Below are 17241 nucleotides of genomic sequence, written 5' to 3' on the forward strand. Positions count from 1 at the left end.
TTCAAGCGGTCGCTCAGCGTAGACCGGCTTCAGGCTTCTTCTTCCTGGAAGGCTTGTTCGCGGGTTCTGCGGAATGACGGCAGGATCATCAGGAGAAGTACTCCGGCTGTCGCTATCAGGAGGACGAGGCTGATCGGCCGCTCCACGAAGACGCTGGGGTTTCCGTGGGAGATCGTCAGAGCCCTGCGAATGTTGGTTTCCAACAATGGTCCCAGGACGAACCCCAGAAGCAGAGGACCCGGCTCGCACTTTGCCTTGCGGAAGGCATAACCGAGCAGTCCGAATCCGGCCGCCAGGGCCACGTCGAAAATGCGGTTGTTGATGCTGTAGACCCCGACACAGCAGAAGAGAAGGATTGCCGGGTACAGCAGTCGGTAGGGGACGGTCAGGAGTTTCACCCAGATCCCGATAAGGGGCAGGTTGATCACGACGAGCATCAGGTTGCCGATCCACATGCTGGCAACGAGACCCCAGAAGATTTCCGGCTGGGTTGCCAGCACCGTAGGCCCTGGGGTAATGCCGTGGATGATGAAGGCGCTCAACATCATCGCCATCATGTTGTTCGATGGGATGCCCAAGGTCAGAAGCGGGATAAATGAAGACTGCGCGCCCGCATTGTTGGCAGCTTCCGGTCCGGCAACACCCTCAACTGCACCTTCGCCAAACTCCAGGGGACGCTTGGACACCTTTTTCTCGACCGAGTAGGCGCAGAAGGAGGCCAGCGTTGCTCCACCGCCCGGAAGCACGCCAAGGAGCGTGCCGACGCCGGATCCCCTCAGCACGGCCGGCCATGCGCGCCGGAAGTCTTCTCGCGTCGGCCACAGTCGGCTGAGCTTGCTGACCAGGACGCCGCGGGCTTCGACATTTTCAAGGTTCTCGATGATCTCCGCGAAGCCGAACAGCCCGATGGCAATGACCACGAAGTCGATGCCGTCGAAAAGTTCGACAGCGCCGAAGGTAAGGCGCTCTTCGCCGGAGCTGGCGTCGATCCCGACCATGCCAAGCAGCAAGCCGAGAAGGATCATGCCGATCGCCTTCAGGACTGGCCCGCGCGCGAGGATTGTTGCGGCGAGGAGCCCGAACAGCATCAGCGACACGTATTCCGCCGGGCCGAAAGAGAGGGCGAAGGATGAGAGCGTTGGTCCGGCGATCGCGATGCCGAAAGTGGCGACGGTTCCCGCGAAGAAGGAACCGAGTGCCGCGACGGCAAGTGCCGATCCGGCTCTTCCTTTTTGGGCCATCTTATAGCCGTCCACGGCAGTGACGACCGACGACGCCTCGCCTGGAAGATTGACGAGGATCGCCGTGGTTGATCCGCCGTACTGAGCGCCGTAGTAGATGCCCGCCAGCATGATCAGGCCCGCGAGCGGCGGCAGGTAGAAAGTGATCGGCAGCAGGACCGCGATCGTCGCCGTCGGCCCGATACCGGGAAGGACCCCGATCAGGGTGCCGAGCAGAGCGCCGAGAAGACAGAAGCCGAGGTTCGTAGGCGTCAAAGCCTCGCTGAAGCCGAGCATGAGAAGGTCAACGAAGTTCATGTGTTTCCTCCTCAGAACGGCCAGATCGGCATCTGCACGCCAAGGCCGACGATGAAGACCAGAGCGCCGAACGCCGTAAGCCCGGCGGTGAGCAGAATGACTTCCCGAAGTCGGGACTCGCGGTCTGCGATACTGCCCACGAGAAGCAGCCAGACGGAAGCCGCAACGAACCCAAAGAACTCGGCGATGAACGCGAACCCGACGACGGCTGCGAGAATGATCACCAGCGGCCACAGCTTTGGCTTGGAGATATCTTCACGCGCGTGGATCGCTCCGAATCCGCCGATGACCACCCCGATGATGATCAGGAGCCAGCATACAATCCGGGGCAGATAACCCGGACCCATGGCGGATGCGGTGCCGAGGGTCAGGTCACGCCCGGCCCACAAGCCGAGCGCGCCGAACCCCACGAACAACGCGGCAGTCAGCAGATCAGGACGATCCCCTTTTCTGCCTAGTTTGCTCGGGCCGGCCATTACTTCTGTTCCTTGGCCAGTTTCCAGATCGCACCCAGGCGCTCGCCACGTACCGGAAGCTCCTTGTTCCACTCCTCGGATGAGCGGTAAGAAAGGGCAAGCGACATCTGCTTCGCCTTTGCCTGGAATTCAGGATTGTCGAGAGCTTTTTTGACCGCACTCGAGAACTTGGTCCGAATTTCCTCGGGAACCTCGCAGCTCATTGCGATGCCCCGTTCAGAACTCATCAGGACTTCGAAGCCCTGCTCCTTGGCGGTAGGAAGGTCGGGCGCGATGGAGGCGCGCTCCTCCGCGAACTGACCGAGGTTCTTGAACGCGGAATGGTCGCTGCCCACGAACTCGCCGACGTTGATGCCGATCGTATCGACGTGTCCGCCGAGAAGCGCGGTACGAGCCTCGTTCGCCCCGTTGAAGGTGACCGCAGTCAGGTCGATGCCTGCAGACTTCTCCAATTGGAGCATGGCAAGATGCTCATCGGTTCCGAGGCCGGTCGTGCCGACAGTCACGGCCCCTGGGTTCTCCTTCGCATAGGCGACGAGGTCCTTGAGCGTGTTGAACTTCGAATTGGCTTGAACGATGAAGGAGCCGGGGTCTTCAACGATACGCGCTACGAGGCATAGCTTCTTTGGATCGAACCGAACCTTGCGGTCCATCTGCATCGTCAGATAGCCCGGAGTGTTCAACGACGATACGGTGTAACCATCGGGGCGAGCCTGGGTCATCGCAGTGTAGGCGATCTCACCGGACGCACCCGGTCGGTTCAAAACTGTGATCTTCGCGCCCAACTCCTTCTCGATGAAGGGAGCAAGCGTCCGGTTCATCACATCCGTACCGCCGCCAGGAGCGAATGCGACGATAAACTCGATTGGACGGTCGGCGGGCCATTCTGCATGGGCAGCACCTGCCGCAAGAAAAAGCGTCGTGGCCAATGCGGTATTGCGGATTAACTGATTCATTTCATCCTCCCATGGATAGCTGGATCTAATGTCTGTGCGTTGCACCGGCGCGGCGATTGAAGTCGGCTCTCCCCTCCCGAAGAGCGACCATGGATGTCAATTGGTGGATGGCAGCTCGCAGCCGCCTTTTGCCAGTGCGTCGTTAAACCAGGTCGGGTTGTGCGTACCGGCCTTGATCGCCTCGATCTGCTTCTGCTCGGCCACGTGCTTGGCAACCGTCCTGTCATAGACTTCGGCGGCATCGTCGATCGGGACAACGACAACGCCGTCCGCGTCGCCGACGATCAGGTCGCCAGGCATGATCACCATTCCTCCAATGGCGATGGGCGTGTTGATCTCGCCCGGTCCGTTCTTATAGGGGCCACGGTGGGTGACGCCGATTGCATAGGATGGGATGTTCATCTCGAGAAACGCGTCCGCATCGCGGATCGCACCGTTGAGAACGAAACCGACAACGCCACGGCGATGAGCGTAATCAAGCATCATTTCGCCCATCAACGCGTGCGTAACGTCGCCGCCGGCATCCATCACGATCACGTCGCCATCAACGGCCATATCCATCGCTTTGTGCAGCATGAGGTTATCGCCAGGGGGGGCCTTCACTGTCAGCGCACGGCCCACGAGTTTACCCTCGCGATGCATGGGACGAAGTTGAGCGCCCCCGGCATACAAGCGGTGCATGCTGTCGCTTATGTTTGCAACCGGTAATTCCCTGAACTTGTCGATCCATTCCTGATCGATCACCCTGTCCCTGTTTCGAACCCTGAATCCTATGGTCAATGTTGTCTCCTCATGCTGTTGGATTGGCGAGGCGTCAGGCGGGCGACTTGGCCAGCGCCCGGTGGTTCACGATCCTCTCGCGACCAAGGGGACGTCCTTCCACTATGGCGAAGATGCCTTCCACCGCGTCCACGCCGACACGAACATTCGCCTCCTGCGTCACGCCACCTATGTGAGGCGTCACGACGATGCGCTGGTTCTGCCAGAAGGGGTGGTTTTCTGCAGGCGGCTCCGTCTGGAACGTGTCCAGCCCGGCCCCGGCGATCTGTCCGCTCTCGACAGCGCGAAGGAGGGCGTCCTCGTCGATCAGGCCGCCCCGGGCGGTGTTGATGACAAACGAGCCCGGCTTCATCATGCCAAGACGGCGGTCATCCAGCAGGTTGCGCGTGTCGGGTGTCAGAGGGCAGTGCAGGCTCAAGATGTCCGACGATGCGATCAGGTCATCGACATCGTCCACGCGTTGAACGCCTGCCTCGGCAAACGCCGCTTCGTCGGCGAAGGGATCGAACGCCTGCACCTCCAAGCCGAACCCCCTGGCGAAGGCGGCGGTATGCCGGGCGATCGCTCCGAAACCGACGAGGCCGACGGTCATGCTAGCGAGTTCCTTTCCAGAGAAGCCCGGCTTTTCCCAGCGTCCGGCTCGCAGGCCACTGTCGAGCGGAACTATCCGCTTCACCACGGCAAAGAGGAGTGCAATCGCATGTTCAGCGACCGAAAGGGCATTCGCACCAGCGGCGACGATAACGGGTATCTCGCGGCGGGACGCGGCGTCCACATCGATATTGTCGACGCCGACCCCGTGCTTCGACAGGACGCGCAGCGAAGGCGCGGCCTCGATCGCCGCCTCACCGAAACGGCCCATGCGAACTACGACGCCAACGGGATCAAGTTCCGTCACAATGCGGACCAGATCGTCTTCGCTCGTGTAAGGGGGGACGTAAGACACCTGGTAGCCTTTGTCGGCAATCAGTCTTACGGCTTGTTCGTGGATGGCTGGTCCAGTGACCAGGATGTTTCGGCTTCCCATGCGTACCTCGAAGTGGAATGCGCGAGGACGCGGCGCTGCTTTTAGCACCGTTGTGGTCCTCCCATACGCCAAAGTTCCTCCTGGCGTCTCCATGAGGAGAACTTAACATAAGGTTTCCTTGTATAAAGCGAATAATTCTGCTCTATATGAACAGAATAACTTAATTCGCGGGGGTAGTTGTGGACACGCGGCAGCTCAAAACCTTCATCGCAATAGCCGAACATGGAACTTTTGCGAAAGCTGCAGAGGCCGTCGGCTTGACCCCATCCGCAGTCAGTCAGCAAGTACAAGCGCTGGAATCGGAAGTCAGGGGAGAACTGTTCGATCGCTCTACCAGACCGATCACACTCAACGCCCACGGTCTGCAGATGCTGGAAGCAGCGCGAACGCTGGTCCGTGATGCAGACAATATTATCGACGCTATCTCCGGCAGAGCCGTGAGCGGGACCTTCACGATCGGTTCGGTTCGCTCGAGCGCGCTTTCGCTCCTGCCTTCGGCGATCGTCGCCCTCAAGGCCGACTATCCCGACCTCAGGATCAAGCTTCACGTCGCCAATACGGACGAATTGCTGAACGATGTGATGTCCGGCCGCCTGGATTGCGCGATGGTCGCCGAATACTCCGGAATTCCTTCAGCATTGAGGTGGCACCCGTTTATCAACGAGCCTCTCCTGGTCATCGGTCCCGCTGGCACTCCCAAAATGTCCGGTCTTGAGATGCTGTCATCGATGCCATACGTCAGGTTCAACAGTAAGTTCAGATTGGCTCAGATCATCGAGACCGAGCTGGCAAAAACTGGCATCGTGCCAAACTTGATAGCCGAGATAGACACGATCGCTTCAGTGGTTTCTTGCGTCATTCACGGTCTCGGCGTGTCCGTGGTTCCCTGGATCGCGTTGAGAGACGTCGCTGTTCCGATCGTCTCAGTGCCGTTTGGCGAACCGCAGGTTTTGCGGCCGATCGGGCTCCTGGAAAGGCGGGCCGGCACGCGCATTGCCATCATAGATCGTCTGCATCAACACCTGAGCAGGCTCAGCGCACCCTACGGTATAGCGCGTTGAATGAATGAGAATCCTTCATCCAGCGCTTGATTGGCGGCGTCCAGCATGGCCGAAGTCTATCAAAGCCCAGCCGAATAGAACTACCTACTCGCCGTAGATCCCAATTCCAATGGTGGCAGTGACGACGTAGACGCAGAATCCAACGGCTACCCCGACCAAAATTCCAGCGGCCAGGCTTGACCTCCTGCTGATAACAATGGCGGCGGCAGGTGGTCCAACCAGCAAACCGAGCGCCTGCACCACACCTAGCGCGTCATAGCTCATTCTCATCATATTGCGGACTGACTGCTGGACAACATGTGCCCAGACGAATATGCCGCCGAAGGCGATCAAGCCGGCACAGGCTCCCAACATCCAGCCATGCCGTCTCCACACGTTCCGCAATTCCCAGAGAGCGGGAGGCAGCGCAGATGCCCACGGTAGAAGATCAGTGATTGTCCACATTTACGAAGCTTCACAGGGAGCGGAGGCCGTCCATCACATCAGTCACACCAAAAGCGCTCCTGGATGGAACATCATCGCCAAGTTTTGGAGGCGGCCATGTGACTAGCAAGTTGGCTGACCACTCAGCTTGAACCTCGTTCAGGACAACATAAGATCGTTCTTGCAAGATATACAACTATCGGATTACAAAAATACGCTGATCGTCGCACGTGTGGGGTATGGGGTGGCGGTAGTTGGGATTCTTCCAGGGTTGCTCAACCGATGGCTGCCGCTAAAGGCAACAGGGGCATTCCAAGAATCGCCTAAAATTCGTGTGGCGTTCGCGGCCGTGACATTGCTGGCCTCATTGGCCTTCGCGTCGGCACCCCGCGCAGCGCCATCGGATACTGCTTCGACCGAAGCGGCGGACAAAGCTCTATACGCCTACATCACGCGCCATCCGCTGCATCGTGGATATTTGTATTGCGTGGTGTCGATAGAGTATACCGGTGATTTTCAAAGCAGGTTCTGCCCCGGTAGCCGTGTAGCAATCATATTGGCGCAGAAGGCCCTAAACCAACCGATTCTCGATTTCCGCGACGACGAAGGGCTTCGGCGCATCCTCCTTATGATTGCCCAAAATGCCAAGGACGACCGCCCATCTCAGCCGGAGCAGGGGACCCAATCTGCTGGGAGCCCCGGCTCTTTAGATTATCTTTACCGGCTGCACGAGAAAGACAGAATAGAGCCCGCGTTTCTATATTGTTATTCGGATATTCTATTCTTTGCTAAATTTGAAACTGCCTACTGCCGGTACAGCGTTGCTAAGTTTAACCTAGAGTTATTCGAGGGAAGAGAGCAGTTGTTACCTGAGCACGATGCGCCGCTTCTTTTCTCAGTGCTCAAGTCAATCATATCGAAGGAGAAACCTTAATGGGAATTCAAGAGGTCCTGAACAACCTACGTTTCTGCTCCGGCAGAATGCTTCAATCTGACCAGGAAAGGCTCTAGCAACGGATGGTCGGCCGACGGCCCCCAATCAGTCATTTCAGGCAGGCCACCAAGGAAAATCGTAATAACAGGGTCGTGGGTTCGTATCCTTTCAACTGCAAGATCGTGTAATGGCGGGGTCGGCGGTTAAGATCCCTTCAAGGCGATGCAACCAAAATCCAGCAGTGGATACCTCAACTCAGCCGCTTCTGTGTACTACGTCCCCGATTATTCTAGACTGCCTTACTCGTCGACCAAGAGGTAGGTGCGCTCCGCAATGAACTCTGCGAACGGTTTGACGTTCATGTGTGTTGATTGCCCCAGAGAACACCCCCGACAGGCAACGAGCGACAGCCAGGCGAAAGCAGCCCCAGGCGCGTCAGCCAACGGCTCAGCTCCACTCTTTTTCTTTCATATGGGCAGGCTCGTGCAGATGGGCGGCTCCCGGGGACGGCTCGTCCATCCTCAAGATTATTGAGACGATTTCAGCCTTGTGCCGCAGAGATGACGGACCGAACATTGCCTGGCGTGCCGCAAGCGCGCGGAGCCGGGCAGGGGCCGGGGCATGATCGGCGACGGCAGACAGGCGACGCCAGATAGCCGCGTATGCCGTCTCCACCGTCAGCCGCATGAAGGCATCGGCCGCCGGCGCGGGATCCGTGGCGGCGAGCATGTGCCCGCGCGCTTCCTGCCATACGGAAAGCTCGAAATCCGCACCGGAAGAGTGGACAAACCGCGCAAAGGCATCTGCGGCGCTCCCTCCGTTGTGGCGCAGTAGTCGCGTCGCCAGCGTAAGCGCATGGATACCGCTCGTGCCCTCGTAGATCGCCGCGATGCGGGCATCGCGCAGGATCTGCTCGACCCGGTATTCCCGCAGATAGCCGTATCCGCCTAGCACCTGGATTGCGAGATTGGCGGCGGCGACGCCGCCTTCGGTGCAGGCGAACTTGCAGACGGGCGTGAGGAAATCGACGAGTTCGGGCGCCTCCTGCAACTCCAGCTCGACCAGGGCGACATGGCAAAGCGCGCGTCCGGCAATGGCGATGGCTTCGGCCTCATCGAGCATCCGCCGCACATCCGGGTGGCTCGCGAGCGTCACCGGACCGGCCTCGCCAGCGATTTTCCCCTGCCGCCGGCCCCGGGCATATTCGGTTGCGATCCGCGCCGCGCGGGTGGCATGGGCAACCCCCTGCAGGGCAACGTCGAGGCGTGCGTGGTTCATCATCGTGAACATGGCCTTCAGCCCTTCATCCTCATTGCCGACAAGCTCGGCCGGTGCGTCATCGAACAGCATCTGGCAGGTCGGCGAGCCATGCAGGCCCATCTTCTCCTCGATCCGCGTCACCGTCACCGGCAGCCTTGCGCCGGCATCGTCATGGGAGGGAACGAGAAACAGGCTAAGCCCGCGTGTGCTGCCCGCGGCACCTTGCGTGCGGGCGAGCACGAGATGAAGGATACGCGGTGTCAGATCCTGATCGCCGCCGGAAATAAAGATCTTCTCGCCCGAGACGCGCCAGCCATCTGGTCCGTGTTCGCCACGAGTCCGGATGCCCGAGAGGTCGGAACCGGCGCCGGGTTCCGTCAGCGCCATGGTGGCCAGCCACTCGCCCGAGGCGAGACGCGGCAGCCAGCGCTCCTGCTGATCGGGTGTGCCATAATCGACAAGCGTTCGCGACGCGCCGGGAACGAGGCCGGCAATCATTTGCAGCGCATGGCTGGCCCCGGCGAAAATCTCCGTCACGGCCCCGAGAACCGGAGCCGGCATGCCCTGGCCGCCGGCCTCTTCCGGAATGGAAAGTCCTGGCCATCCCTGCTCGGCGAACGCGGCATAGGCCGCGACCAATCCTTCCGGCATATGCACCCGTCCATCCTCAAGCCGGCAACCGTCACGATCGGCGGCCTCATCCGCGGGCGCGACGACACCCTCGGCCAGTCGGGAAAACTGCCTGATAACCTCCTGCACGAGATCGTCGTCCCAGGCTGGAATTCGCCCGGCCCCGGCGACATGCCGCAGCGAAAAGAGGATGGTCTCGGCGGGTGCTTCGAAGGGGATCATGGGTTTTCTCTTCTCTCATCGGCAGAAGGCAGGCCGAGCAGCCGCATGGCATTTTCCTTGAGGATCTTCGGGCGGACGGCGTCCCGGATCGGAAGGCCGGCAAACTCCTCGAGCCAGCCTTCCGGTGTAATCATCGGCCAGTCGGAGCCGAAGAGCATTCGCTCCTTCAGCAGGGTGTTGGCGTATTGGACAAGGATCGGTGGGAAATAACGCGGTCGCCAGCCCGACAGTTCGATCCAGACATTGGGCTTATGCACGGCGACGGCGAGCGCCTCTTCCTGCCAGGGAAAAGAGGAATGGGCCATGACGATCGGCATATCGGGGAAATCGATGGCCACGTCGTCGAGATACATCGGATTGGAATATTTCAGCCGCATTCCGTTGCCGCCCCTCATGCCCGCCCCGACGCCGGTCTGGCCGGTGTGGAAGAGCGCCGGAACGCCCGCCTCCGCAATCGCCTCGTAGAGCGGCCAGCACATCCGGTCATTGGGATAGAAGCCCTGCATGGTCGGATGAAACTTGAAGCCCCGGATGCCGAAATCGGCGACGAGGCGCCGCGCCTCCCTTGCGCCCATGCGGCCGCGGGCCGGATCGATCGAGGCGAAGGGGATCAGGATATCGGGATGGAGGGAGCCGCCTCCGCGACCTCCTCGTTGGCATAGCGCCGATAGCCGGTCTCGCGTTCGGCATCGACGGGAAAGATCACGGCAGCGATGTTCTGCTCCCGGTAATGGGCCGCCGTCTCGTCGATGGTCGGGGGATGCTGCCACGGCGCGCGGAAATACCGCGCCATGGCAGCCTGCAGATCGTCATAGCCGTCGTCGGCGTGGCAGCCGCAGGGCTCCTCGGCGTGGGTGTGAACATCGATGGCCCGAAGCGTCGAGAGGTCGAGCATGCGGCGCCCTCTTCCTCAGGCCATCTGCAGGCTGCGCCCACGGCGCACCAGCAGCAGAACCGTCGTCAGGCCGGCCAGCAGCGTGATCGGCACGAGAGCGAACATCACGTCGGAGGGCGTGCTGCCGCCGGCCACGAGGAAGCCCGCGAGCAGGGGCCCTGCAATCGAGCCTAGCCGTCCGACCGCAACCGCAACGCCGACGCCCGTGCCGCGGATCTCGAAGGGGTAGCATTGCGGCGCCACGCCGTAGAGAATGGCCTGTACGCAGAGAATGGCACCGCCCACCAGCGCCCCGGCGACAAGCGTCAGGCCGAGATTGGCCGGCAGCAGGCCGAGCATGAGGAGGGCTCCCGCTGCGGCGGCAAAGCCGAGGGCAACCGGCATGACCGGGTTCTTCTGGTCGAGCATGCGTCCGCCGATGAGGCTGCCGACCACGCCGCCGAGATTAAACAGGATCTGCACGAACGAAGCCTCGTTGCGGGCAAGACCGCGGGCGACGAGGAGTTGCGGCATCCAGTTCAGGAGCAGGTAGACCACCAGCAGCCCGAGGAAGAACGACACCCAGAGCGCCGTCGTGGTGATGAGCGTCTGCGGCGCGAAGATGCGCGATACGGCGCCCGAGACGGTTTTCACGTCGTTTTTCAGCACCCGCAGCGGCGGCAGCAGGGTATGGATGAACGGCGCGAGAATGAGGGCATGACACCGCCGACGACAAAGATCGAGTGCCAGTCGTCGCCATGCAGGCCGAGCATGGCCACCCCGCTTGCGACAGCGCCGCCGAGCGGCACGCCGGCATACATGATCGCGACGGCTCGCCCGCGCCGCGCCGGATCGGTGGATTCCGCTGCAATGTTCACGAGGTTCGGCAAGGCGCCCCCAAGACCCACACCGGTCAGGAAGCGCATGACGACGAGCTGTTCGAAGCTGGAGACGAAGGCCGTTGCAACGGAAAAGATGCCGAAGGTCACGAGCGAAAGCACGAGACCGGTGCGCCTTCCCCATCCGTCGGCAATGCGGCCGCCGGCAAGCGCCCCGAAGATCAGGCCGAACGTTGCGGCCGAAAAGAAGAACCCGATTTGTTGTGGGGTCAGCCCGAAAGCCGGTGCGAGCTTGGGCACGGCGACGCCGGCGGCCTGGAGGTCGAAGCCTTCGATGACGGCCGCGAGAAAGGCAAGCGAAAGCGCTTGCCGCCCGCCGGAGCGGTGGTCAATATTGGTTTGCATTACTTCCTCCCAGAAAGCGGGGCCTCTCCCCGCGGTTTCGGCCTAGCCCTGCTTCGGCCCATCCTCCTGCCAGATCTTCGCCAGAAGCCGGCGAAGCTCCTTCTGTTCAGCCGCGCTCAGGCGGCAAAGCATGTTGCGCTCATGGTCGGCGATCAGCGCCAGCCATCGGGCGGCTTCCTCCTCGCCGCGGCGGGTCGGGAAAAGGCGCTGGATTCGCTGGTCGGACGAATCCGCCTCACGCAGGAAAAGCCCGCGTTCCTCGAGATCGGCCAGGATCGGGACGATATTGGCGCGCTGCATGCCGAGCGCACGACAGATATCGGCCGAGCTGATGCCGGGCATCTCGATGATGCTGAGAAGCACGCTCATCGGCACCGGCCGCGTGTTGGCCGGCTCCAGCGCCGAGACGGCGCCCTGCAGGTCGAAAACCGACGCACGGCGCAGGTGATAGCCGACCAGATCCTCCAGCCGGCCGATCGAAGCCTCGACGTCCTCTTCTCGCTTCGGCATTTCCAGTGGCATTTCGTCGTCCTTCACGATGTCCTCTTGCAATGTCTATAATGCTATGCGACATAGCAGTCAATCCGCTATGTCGGATAGCGGTTAACCCTCCGGCAGATAGTAGCCGCTGCCGGGTCGCTCTGGGAGGAGCCAGATGACTTTTGTTTCCATGCGTATTGCTGGGGCGGAACGCGCCGCCACCACCGGCCGGACCTTCCGGCGTCTCAATCCCGTCACGGGTGAGGTCGCGAGCGAGGCTGTGGCAGCCACCGTCGCGGATGCCGTTGCGGCGGCCGATGCGGCAGCGGCGGCGTTCCCCGCCTGGGCGGCTCTCGGCCCCAATGCGCGCCGCGCCATCCTTTTGAAGGCGGCCGATGCGCTGGCGGCCAAGGGCGACGCCGTCGTTGCCGCCATGGCCTCGGAAATCGGAGCGACGGTCGCCTGGGCACGGTTCAACGTCATGCTGGCTTCATCCATGCTGCGCGAGGCAGCGGCCCTCACCACGCAGGTTTCCGGCGAAGTGATCCCCTCCGACAAGCCGGGCTGCCTGTCCATGGCGATCCGCGAGCCGGCCGGTGTCGTGCTCGGCATAGCGCCGTGGAACGCGCCGGTTATTCTCGGTGTGCGCGCCGTTGCTACGCCGCTTGCCTGCGGCAACAGCGTCGTCTTCAAGGCATCGGAAATCTGCCCGCGCACCCATGCGCTGATCGTCGAAGCGCTTGAGGAGGGCGGTCTTCCGGCCGGTGTCGTCAGCCTTGTGACCAATGCGCCGGAAGACGCAGCCGAGATCGTCGGCGCCTTGATCGATCACCCCGATATCCGCCGGATCAACTTCACCGGCTCGACCAATGTCGGGCGCATCATCGCGGAACGCGCCGCCCGGCAGTTGAAACCCGTCCTGCTTGAACTCGGCGGCAAGGCACCCCTTCTCGTGCTGAAGGATGCCGATGTCGACGAGGCGGTAAAGGCCGCGATCTTCGGGGCCTTCTTCAACCAGGGCCAGATCTGCATGTCGACCGAACGCATCATCGTCGTGCCCGAAGTGGCTGAGGAGTTCGTGGTGAAGTTCACGGAACGCGCCAAGGCGCTAAAGGCCGGCGATCCCCGCGAGGGCAAGGCTCCGCTGGGCGCCGTGGTCGATGCCCGCACGGTGGAAAAAGTCGAAGCGCTGATCGCCGACGCCGTTTCCAAGGGAGCCACCGTCACCGGTGCAGGTGCAGCCGACGGCGTGCTTTTGCCTGCGCAGGTGGTCGACAAGGTCACCTCCGACATGCGCCTCTATTCCGAGGAGAGCTTTGGCCCCGTCGTCGCCATACTCCGCGCCAAGGACGAGGACGACGCGGTGCGTCTGACCAATGACAGCGAATACGGCCTCTCGGCCGCCGTCTTCAGCCGTGATACGTCCCGCGCGCTGTCGGTCGCGCGCCGCATCCGCTCGGGCATCTGCCATGTGAATGGCCCGACCGTGCATGACGAGGCGCAGATGCCTTTCGGCGGGACTAAGGCCTCCGGGTATGGGCGCTTCGGCGGCAAGGCGGGTATCGCCGAGTTCACCGAATTGCGCTGGATCACCGTCGAGACACAGCCGGGCCACTTCCCGCTCTGACAGGCTGGGGCAGCGCCCGCCCGAAAGAAAGTCCGGCGGCGCGCGTCGCCGCAACAACCCGATTGATGCATTTCCAAGGAGGGCCACATGGCCAACGATACCGAGACTGTCGCATTTGATGTCATCGATGGCATCGCATGGGTGCGCTTCAACCGTCCCGGCAAACGCAATGCGATGAGCCCGACGCTCAACCGGGCGATGATGGAGGTACTCGACGAACTCGAGTTCCGTTCCGATGTCGCCGTGCTGGTCCTGACCGGGGAGGGGGCCGCCTGGACGGCCGGCATGGATCTCAAGGAATATTTCCGGGAAACGGAGGCCGAAGGGCTCAAGGGGGTCCGCCGGTCACAGCGGGAAAGCTATGGCTGGTGGCGTCGGCTGCGCTGGTACCAGAAGCCGACCATCGCCATGGTCAACGGCTGGTGCTTCGGCGGCGGCTACGGTCCGCTCTTCGCCTGCGATCTCGCATTCGCGGCGGATGAAGCGAAGTTCGGCCTCTCGGAAATCAACTGGGGCATCCTGCCGGGCGGCGGAGCGACCAAGGTCGCCGTGGAATTGCTGCCCTTCCGCAAGGCCATGTATCATGCGCTGCTGGGTGAGCCGATCGACGGAAAGACGGCTGCCGAGTGGGGCCTCGTCAACGAAAGTGTGCCGCTTGCCCAGCTCAAGGATCGGGTGACCGAGGTGGCGAAGATCCTGCGCGCAAAGAACCCGGTCGCGCTCAAAGCCACCAAGGACGCCATCCGCCGCGTCGGCGTGATGACCTATGACGAGGCGGAGGATTATCTCGTCCGCGCCCAGGAGGCCGCAAACTCCTTCGACAACGAGGGACGCAAGGAGGGCATCCGGCAGTTCATCGACGAAAAATCCTACAAGCCGGGCCTCGGGGCCTATGACAAGGACCGCAAGGTTCGCTGAATCCCGAGGAGGAGAAAGGGAGGAGGAAAAATGCTGGACTTCATTTCACCCGATCCGGTGGCGCTTCACGCGCGCCTCCGGCCGGCGGCGACGGCCTGCGTCGATCTTGCCGGCAATCGGCAGTGGAGCTACCGGGAGCTTGACACGGATATCCAGCGCGCCGTGACCGTGCTGGGCGCCGAAGGCATCGTGAAGGGTGACCGGGTGGCTGTGCTTGCCCGCAACAACGTGCATCAGGTCATCCTGCAGCAGGCGCTGATGCGGCTCGGCGCGATCTTCGTTCCGCTCAACTGGCGCCTGTCACAGCAGGAACTCGGGCAGTTGCTGAGGGACTGCACGCCGTCGATCCTCTATACCGACGAGGATATCCCGGAACTGCCGCCCGGCTGCCGCGCGAAGAGCTTTCGCAATTTCGCCTCCGATGCCGCGGTCGCGAAGCCGGGACCGCGATGCACGCCGCACTCCGGTCACGACACCTGCATCATTCTCTATACCTCCGGCACCTCAGGCGTGCCGAAGGGTGCGATGCTGACCTCGCAATTCTTGCTGGCGACGGCGGTGAACTTCAATATTCTGGGCGAGGTGGACACCGGTTGCGTGTTCCTCTGCGACAGCCCCATGTTCCATGTCATCGGCATCGTCACGCAGATCTGGCCGCCGATGCTGCGCGGCGGCACCTTCATCGTCTCGCCCGGCTTCGATCCCGAACTGACCAATGAGCGGCTGGGCAATCCCGACTTCGGCGTCACCCATTATTTCTGCGTGCCCCAAATGGCGGAAGCCCTTCGCCGTGCGTCGAACTTCGCGCCCGAACGGTGGAGCAGGCTCAAGGCGCTCTTCACCGGGGGCGCGCCGAACCCGCCGGCCCATATCCGCTGGTGGCTCGATCACGGCGTGCGGATGGTCGACGGCTACGGCATGACCGAAACCGGAACCACTCTCGGCATGCCCCTGTCGCAGGAGCTTCTGCGCGCCAAAGCGGGCGCGGTGGGCCTTGCGGGACCACTGACGGCCATACGGCTGGTGGATGAAGACGACCGCGACGTGCCCGACGGGTCTCCGGGGGAGATCCTGGTCTTCGGGCTCAATGTCGTCACCGGTTACTGGAACCGGCCGGAAGAACGGCAGCGCAGCTTCACGGCGGATGGCTGGATTCGAACCGGCGATGTCGGACGCCGCGACCAGGACGGTTTCATCTCGATCGTGGACCGCCGCAAGGACATGTTCATTTCCGGCGGCGAGAACGTCTACCCGGTCGAGATAGAGGCAGCGCTTGCCGAACACCCCGGTGTCCGTGAGGTGGCGGTCATCGGCATTCCAGACGAGCGCTGGGGCGAGGTCGGACGAGCCTATGTGGTCATGGCCCCGGATCGGCGGCCCGACCCTGAGGAACTTGCACGGCATTGCCAGTCGCTGATCGCCCGCTACAAGGTGCCGAAGGAGTTTCGCTTCGTCACCAGTCTGCCCCGGACCGGCTCCGGGAAAGTGATGAAACACGTATTGCGCAAGGAAGCTCTGGAGGAACGCTAGAGCGTCGGGCGGCATTTGTGAATCCGGCGGTTCCTTTGGCTTCGCACACGACGCCTAGTGTTCGCCCTACCTTGACCTCATTCACCATTGCGCCGGGCACGTCCAGACTTCCTAGTCGTGAGAGCCTCCAATGTACCTCTCCATGGAGAAACTCCCGTTGCTCGTCCACGAAAGGCGATCACAGATCGGGGCGGCTCGGATATGCTGGTGACGCAACCGGAAAGGCTCAAAATGACTGAAATCAGCTGATCGAAATATGCTTCTCTTTCAGAGATTGCACATGCAGCATTATTTGATACGTCCCCTGGTTTTAAGTTTATTCCAACGCCACCTTTATCCCACACACACCTGATTGCAATGGTCGCGCCACGCTAAGGACTTGGCGCGGGAGATTTCCGCGTTACCTAAGCCGGCGGCATGGAGGATGACGATGAAGATGCAGAAATTCACGATCGCCGACGCTTCGCTGGAGCGTTCCCCCGGGCAGGAGGCAGATATCCGCGTCGGCAATCTCGTCGATGAGCGGCATGGCGGGCCGATCACCATCGGTTACGGACGCTATGCGCCGGGCCAAAGCCTGACCGAAACCATGGCGGTCGACGATGTCATGATCGTTCTGGAAGGACGGCTTTCGGTTTCGACAGAGGCGGGAACGGTCAGCGCCGGGCCGGGCGAGATCGTCTACATGCCGAAGGGCGAGACCGTGACGATCCGCTCGCATGAGGAGGGCGCTCTCACCGCCTATGTCACCTATCCACACTGGCGCCCGGCGCATGCGTAAGCCGTAGGGTAACAGGATGCTTTTCCTCGGCCGTCTCGATTGATTTCCGCAGCCGCTTGGGTTGCGGATTGACCACGACTGGTGATTGCAAAGATCTCTACCCGTCGCAACGAGGTTTTGGCATGTCTATCGCGACCTTACCTGCTCCACCCTATTACGTCGTCTGCTTCTCGTCGCAACGAACGGAGATCGAAGACGGCTATGGTGACGTCGGCGCTGCGATGGTGGAACTGGCACAGCAGCAGCCCGGCTTTCTGGGTTTCGAAAGCGCTCGCCGTGCCGACGGCTTCGGCATCATCAACTCTTATTGGAGGGACGAAGAAAGCATCCGGGCCTGGAAAGCGGTCGTCGATCACGTCGAAGCGCAACGCCGGGGCCGGGCCGACTGGTATAGGCGTTATGAAATCCGTGTGGCGCGCGTCGAAAGAGCCTATGGCTTCGAAGCGCAACACGTCGAACCGGGATGATCTTCGCCCAAGC

17 protein-coding genes and 1 pseudogene are annotated in these 17241 nt (G+C 61.8%); 7 read left to right on the top strand and 11 right to left on the bottom strand.

Features of this window, described 5'->3' with window-relative positions:
• Positions 1-29: 29 nt before the first annotated feature.
• Genes J0663_RS14095 through J0663_RS14115 form a run of 5 tightly spaced genes read right to left on the bottom strand, consistent with a single transcriptional unit; the run spans position 30 to position 4777 of the window.
• Positions 30-1538, bottom strand: coding sequence for a tripartite tricarboxylate transporter permease (locus tag J0663_RS14095; protein ID WP_207240950.1), 1509 nt, complete (start codon positions 1536-1538; stop codon positions 30-32).
• A gap of 11 nt (positions 1539-1549) precedes the next feature.
• The gene (locus tag J0663_RS14100) at positions 1550-2014 is read right to left on the bottom strand and encodes a tripartite tricarboxylate transporter TctB family protein (RefSeq protein WP_207240951.1); all 465 of its coding nucleotides are present in this window, start codon (positions 2012-2014) and stop codon (positions 1550-1552) included.
• A complete protein-coding gene (locus J0663_RS14105) occupies positions 2014-3015 on the bottom strand; it encodes a tripartite tricarboxylate transporter substrate binding protein (RefSeq protein WP_246590285.1) in 1002 nt (333 codons plus the stop codon). Before J0663_RS14105 ends, J0663_RS14100 begins: the two co-directional genes overlap by 1 nt.
• Before the next feature lie 51 nt (positions 3016-3066).
• Positions 3067-3750: an RraA family protein gene (locus J0663_RS14110; protein ID WP_207240952.1), complete on the bottom strand. Its 684-nt coding sequence runs from the start codon at positions 3748-3750 to the stop codon at positions 3067-3069.
• Positions 3751-3784: 34 nt separating this feature from the next.
• Complete coding sequence (locus J0663_RS14115; protein WP_207240953.1) at positions 3785-4777, bottom strand: hydroxyacid dehydrogenase; 993 nt, start codon at positions 4775-4777, stop codon at positions 3785-3787.
• 179 nt (positions 4778-4956) lie between these two features.
• On the opposite strand from J0663_RS14115, the gene J0663_RS14120 reads away from it, so the two are divergent.
• Positions 4957-5838, top strand: coding sequence for a LysR family transcriptional regulator (locus J0663_RS14120; protein ID WP_207240954.1), 882 nt, complete (start codon positions 4957-4959; stop codon positions 5836-5838).
• Positions 5839-5922: 84 nt separating this feature from the next.
• Here the strand turns inward: J0663_RS14120 and J0663_RS14125 are convergent, their stop codons facing one another.
• Positions 5923-6171, bottom strand: coding sequence for a hypothetical protein (locus J0663_RS14125; RefSeq protein ID WP_246590286.1), 249 nt, complete (start codon positions 6169-6171; stop codon positions 5923-5925).
• Between the two features lie 271 nt (positions 6172-6442).
• Between J0663_RS14125 and J0663_RS14130 the strand changes: the two genes are divergently transcribed.
• The gene (locus J0663_RS14130) at positions 6443-7195 is read left to right on the top strand and encodes a hypothetical protein (protein WP_207240955.1); all 753 of its coding nucleotides are present in this window, start codon (positions 6443-6445) and stop codon (positions 7193-7195) included.
• Between the two features lie 447 nt (positions 7196-7642).
• Here the strand turns inward: J0663_RS14130 and J0663_RS14135 are convergent, their stop codons facing one another.
• The 5 genes and pseudogenes from J0663_RS14135 to J0663_RS14150 form a co-directional block, all read right to left on the bottom strand.
• Positions 7643-9307, bottom strand: a complete 1665-nt coding sequence (locus J0663_RS14135; RefSeq protein ID WP_207240956.1) for an acyl-CoA dehydrogenase family protein — start codon at positions 9305-9307, stop codon at positions 7643-7645.
• Positions 9304-10202 (bottom strand): annotated as a pseudogene (locus tag J0663_RS14140) (amidohydrolase family protein). Before J0663_RS14140 ends, J0663_RS14135 begins: the two are co-directional and overlap by 4 nt.
• 15 nt (positions 10203-10217) lie before the next feature.
• On the bottom strand, positions 10218-10835 hold the full coding sequence (locus J0663_RS31260; RefSeq protein WP_246590287.1) for an MFS transporter: 618 nt from the start codon (positions 10833-10835) through the stop codon (positions 10218-10220).
• A gap of 8 nt (positions 10836-10843) precedes the next feature.
• Positions 10844-11425, bottom strand: coding sequence for an MFS transporter (locus J0663_RS31265; protein ID WP_246590288.1), 582 nt, complete (start codon positions 11423-11425; stop codon positions 10844-10846).
• Between the two features lie 42 nt (positions 11426-11467).
• On the bottom strand, positions 11468-11962 hold the full coding sequence (locus J0663_RS14150) for a MarR family winged helix-turn-helix transcriptional regulator (RefSeq protein ID WP_207240957.1): 495 nt from the start codon (positions 11960-11962) through the stop codon (positions 11468-11470).
• A gap of 118 nt (positions 11963-12080) precedes the next feature.
• Here J0663_RS14150 and J0663_RS14155 point away from each other — a divergent pair, with 118 nt between their 5' ends.
• From J0663_RS14155 to J0663_RS14175, 5 genes are all read left to right on the top strand, one after another.
• On the top strand, positions 12081-13532 hold the full coding sequence (locus tag J0663_RS14155) for an aldehyde dehydrogenase (RefSeq protein ID WP_207240958.1): 1452 nt from the start codon (positions 12081-12083) through the stop codon (positions 13530-13532).
• Between the two features lie 87 nt (positions 13533-13619).
• Positions 13620-14450, top strand: coding sequence for a p-hydroxycinnamoyl CoA hydratase/lyase (locus J0663_RS14160; protein WP_207240959.1), 831 nt, complete (start codon positions 13620-13622; stop codon positions 14448-14450).
• Between the two features lie 30 nt (positions 14451-14480).
• Entirely contained in the window at positions 14481-15980 is a 1500-nt protein-coding gene (locus J0663_RS14165; protein ID WP_207240960.1) for an AMP-binding protein, read from the top strand.
• Positions 15981-16410: 430 nt separating this feature from the next.
• Positions 16411-16761 carry an AraC family ligand binding domain-containing protein gene (locus tag J0663_RS14170; RefSeq protein ID WP_183703517.1) on the top strand — a complete coding sequence of 117 codons (351 nt, stop codon included), beginning with the start codon at positions 16411-16413 and terminating at the stop codon, positions 16759-16761.
• Positions 16762-16883: 122 nt separating this feature from the next.
• Positions 16884-17228, top strand: coding sequence for an antibiotic biosynthesis monooxygenase family protein (locus J0663_RS14175; RefSeq protein WP_207240961.1), 345 nt, complete (start codon positions 16884-16886; stop codon positions 17226-17228).
• Positions 17229-17241 lie beyond the last annotated feature (13 nt).

This window comes from Rhizobium lentis (genome assembly GCF_017352135.1).
GTDB lineage: Bacteria > Pseudomonadota > Alphaproteobacteria > Rhizobiales > Rhizobiaceae > Rhizobium > Rhizobium lentis.

Excerpts from the sequence above, each read along its gene's own strand:
- J0663_RS14135 (WP_207240956.1), bottom strand. The coding sequence starts at position 9,307 with ATGATCCCCTTCGAAGCACCCGCCGAGACCATCCTCTTTTCGCTGCGG.
- J0663_RS14095 (WP_207240950.1), bottom strand. The coding sequence starts at position 1,538 with ATGAACTTCGTTGACCTTCTCATGCTCGGCTTCAGCGAGGCTTTGACG.
- J0663_RS14115 (WP_207240953.1), bottom strand. The coding sequence starts at position 4,777 with ATGGGAAGCCGAAACATCCTGGTCACTGGACCAGCCATCCACGAACAA.
- J0663_RS14165 (WP_207240960.1), top strand. The coding sequence starts at position 14,481 with ATGCTGGACTTCATTTCACCCGATCCGGTGGCGCTTCACGCGCGCCTC.
- J0663_RS14160 (WP_207240959.1), top strand. The coding sequence starts at position 13,620 with ATGGCCAACGATACCGAGACTGTCGCATTTGATGTCATCGATGGCATC.
- J0663_RS14100 (WP_207240951.1), bottom strand. The coding sequence starts at position 2,014 with ATGGCCGGCCCGAGCAAACTAGGCAGAAAAGGGGATCGTCCTGATCTG.
- J0663_RS14175 (WP_207240961.1), top strand. The coding sequence starts at position 16,884 with ATGTCTATCGCGACCTTACCTGCTCCACCCTATTACGTCGTCTGCTTC.
- J0663_RS14155 (WP_207240958.1), top strand. The coding sequence starts at position 12,081 with ATGACTTTTGTTTCCATGCGTATTGCTGGGGCGGAACGCGCCGCCACC.
- J0663_RS31265 (WP_246590288.1), bottom strand. The coding sequence starts at position 11,425 with ATGCAAACCAATATTGACCACCGCTCCGGCGGGCGGCAAGCGCTTTCG.
- J0663_RS14170 (WP_183703517.1), top strand. The coding sequence starts at position 16,411 with ATGAAGATGCAGAAATTCACGATCGCCGACGCTTCGCTGGAGCGTTCC.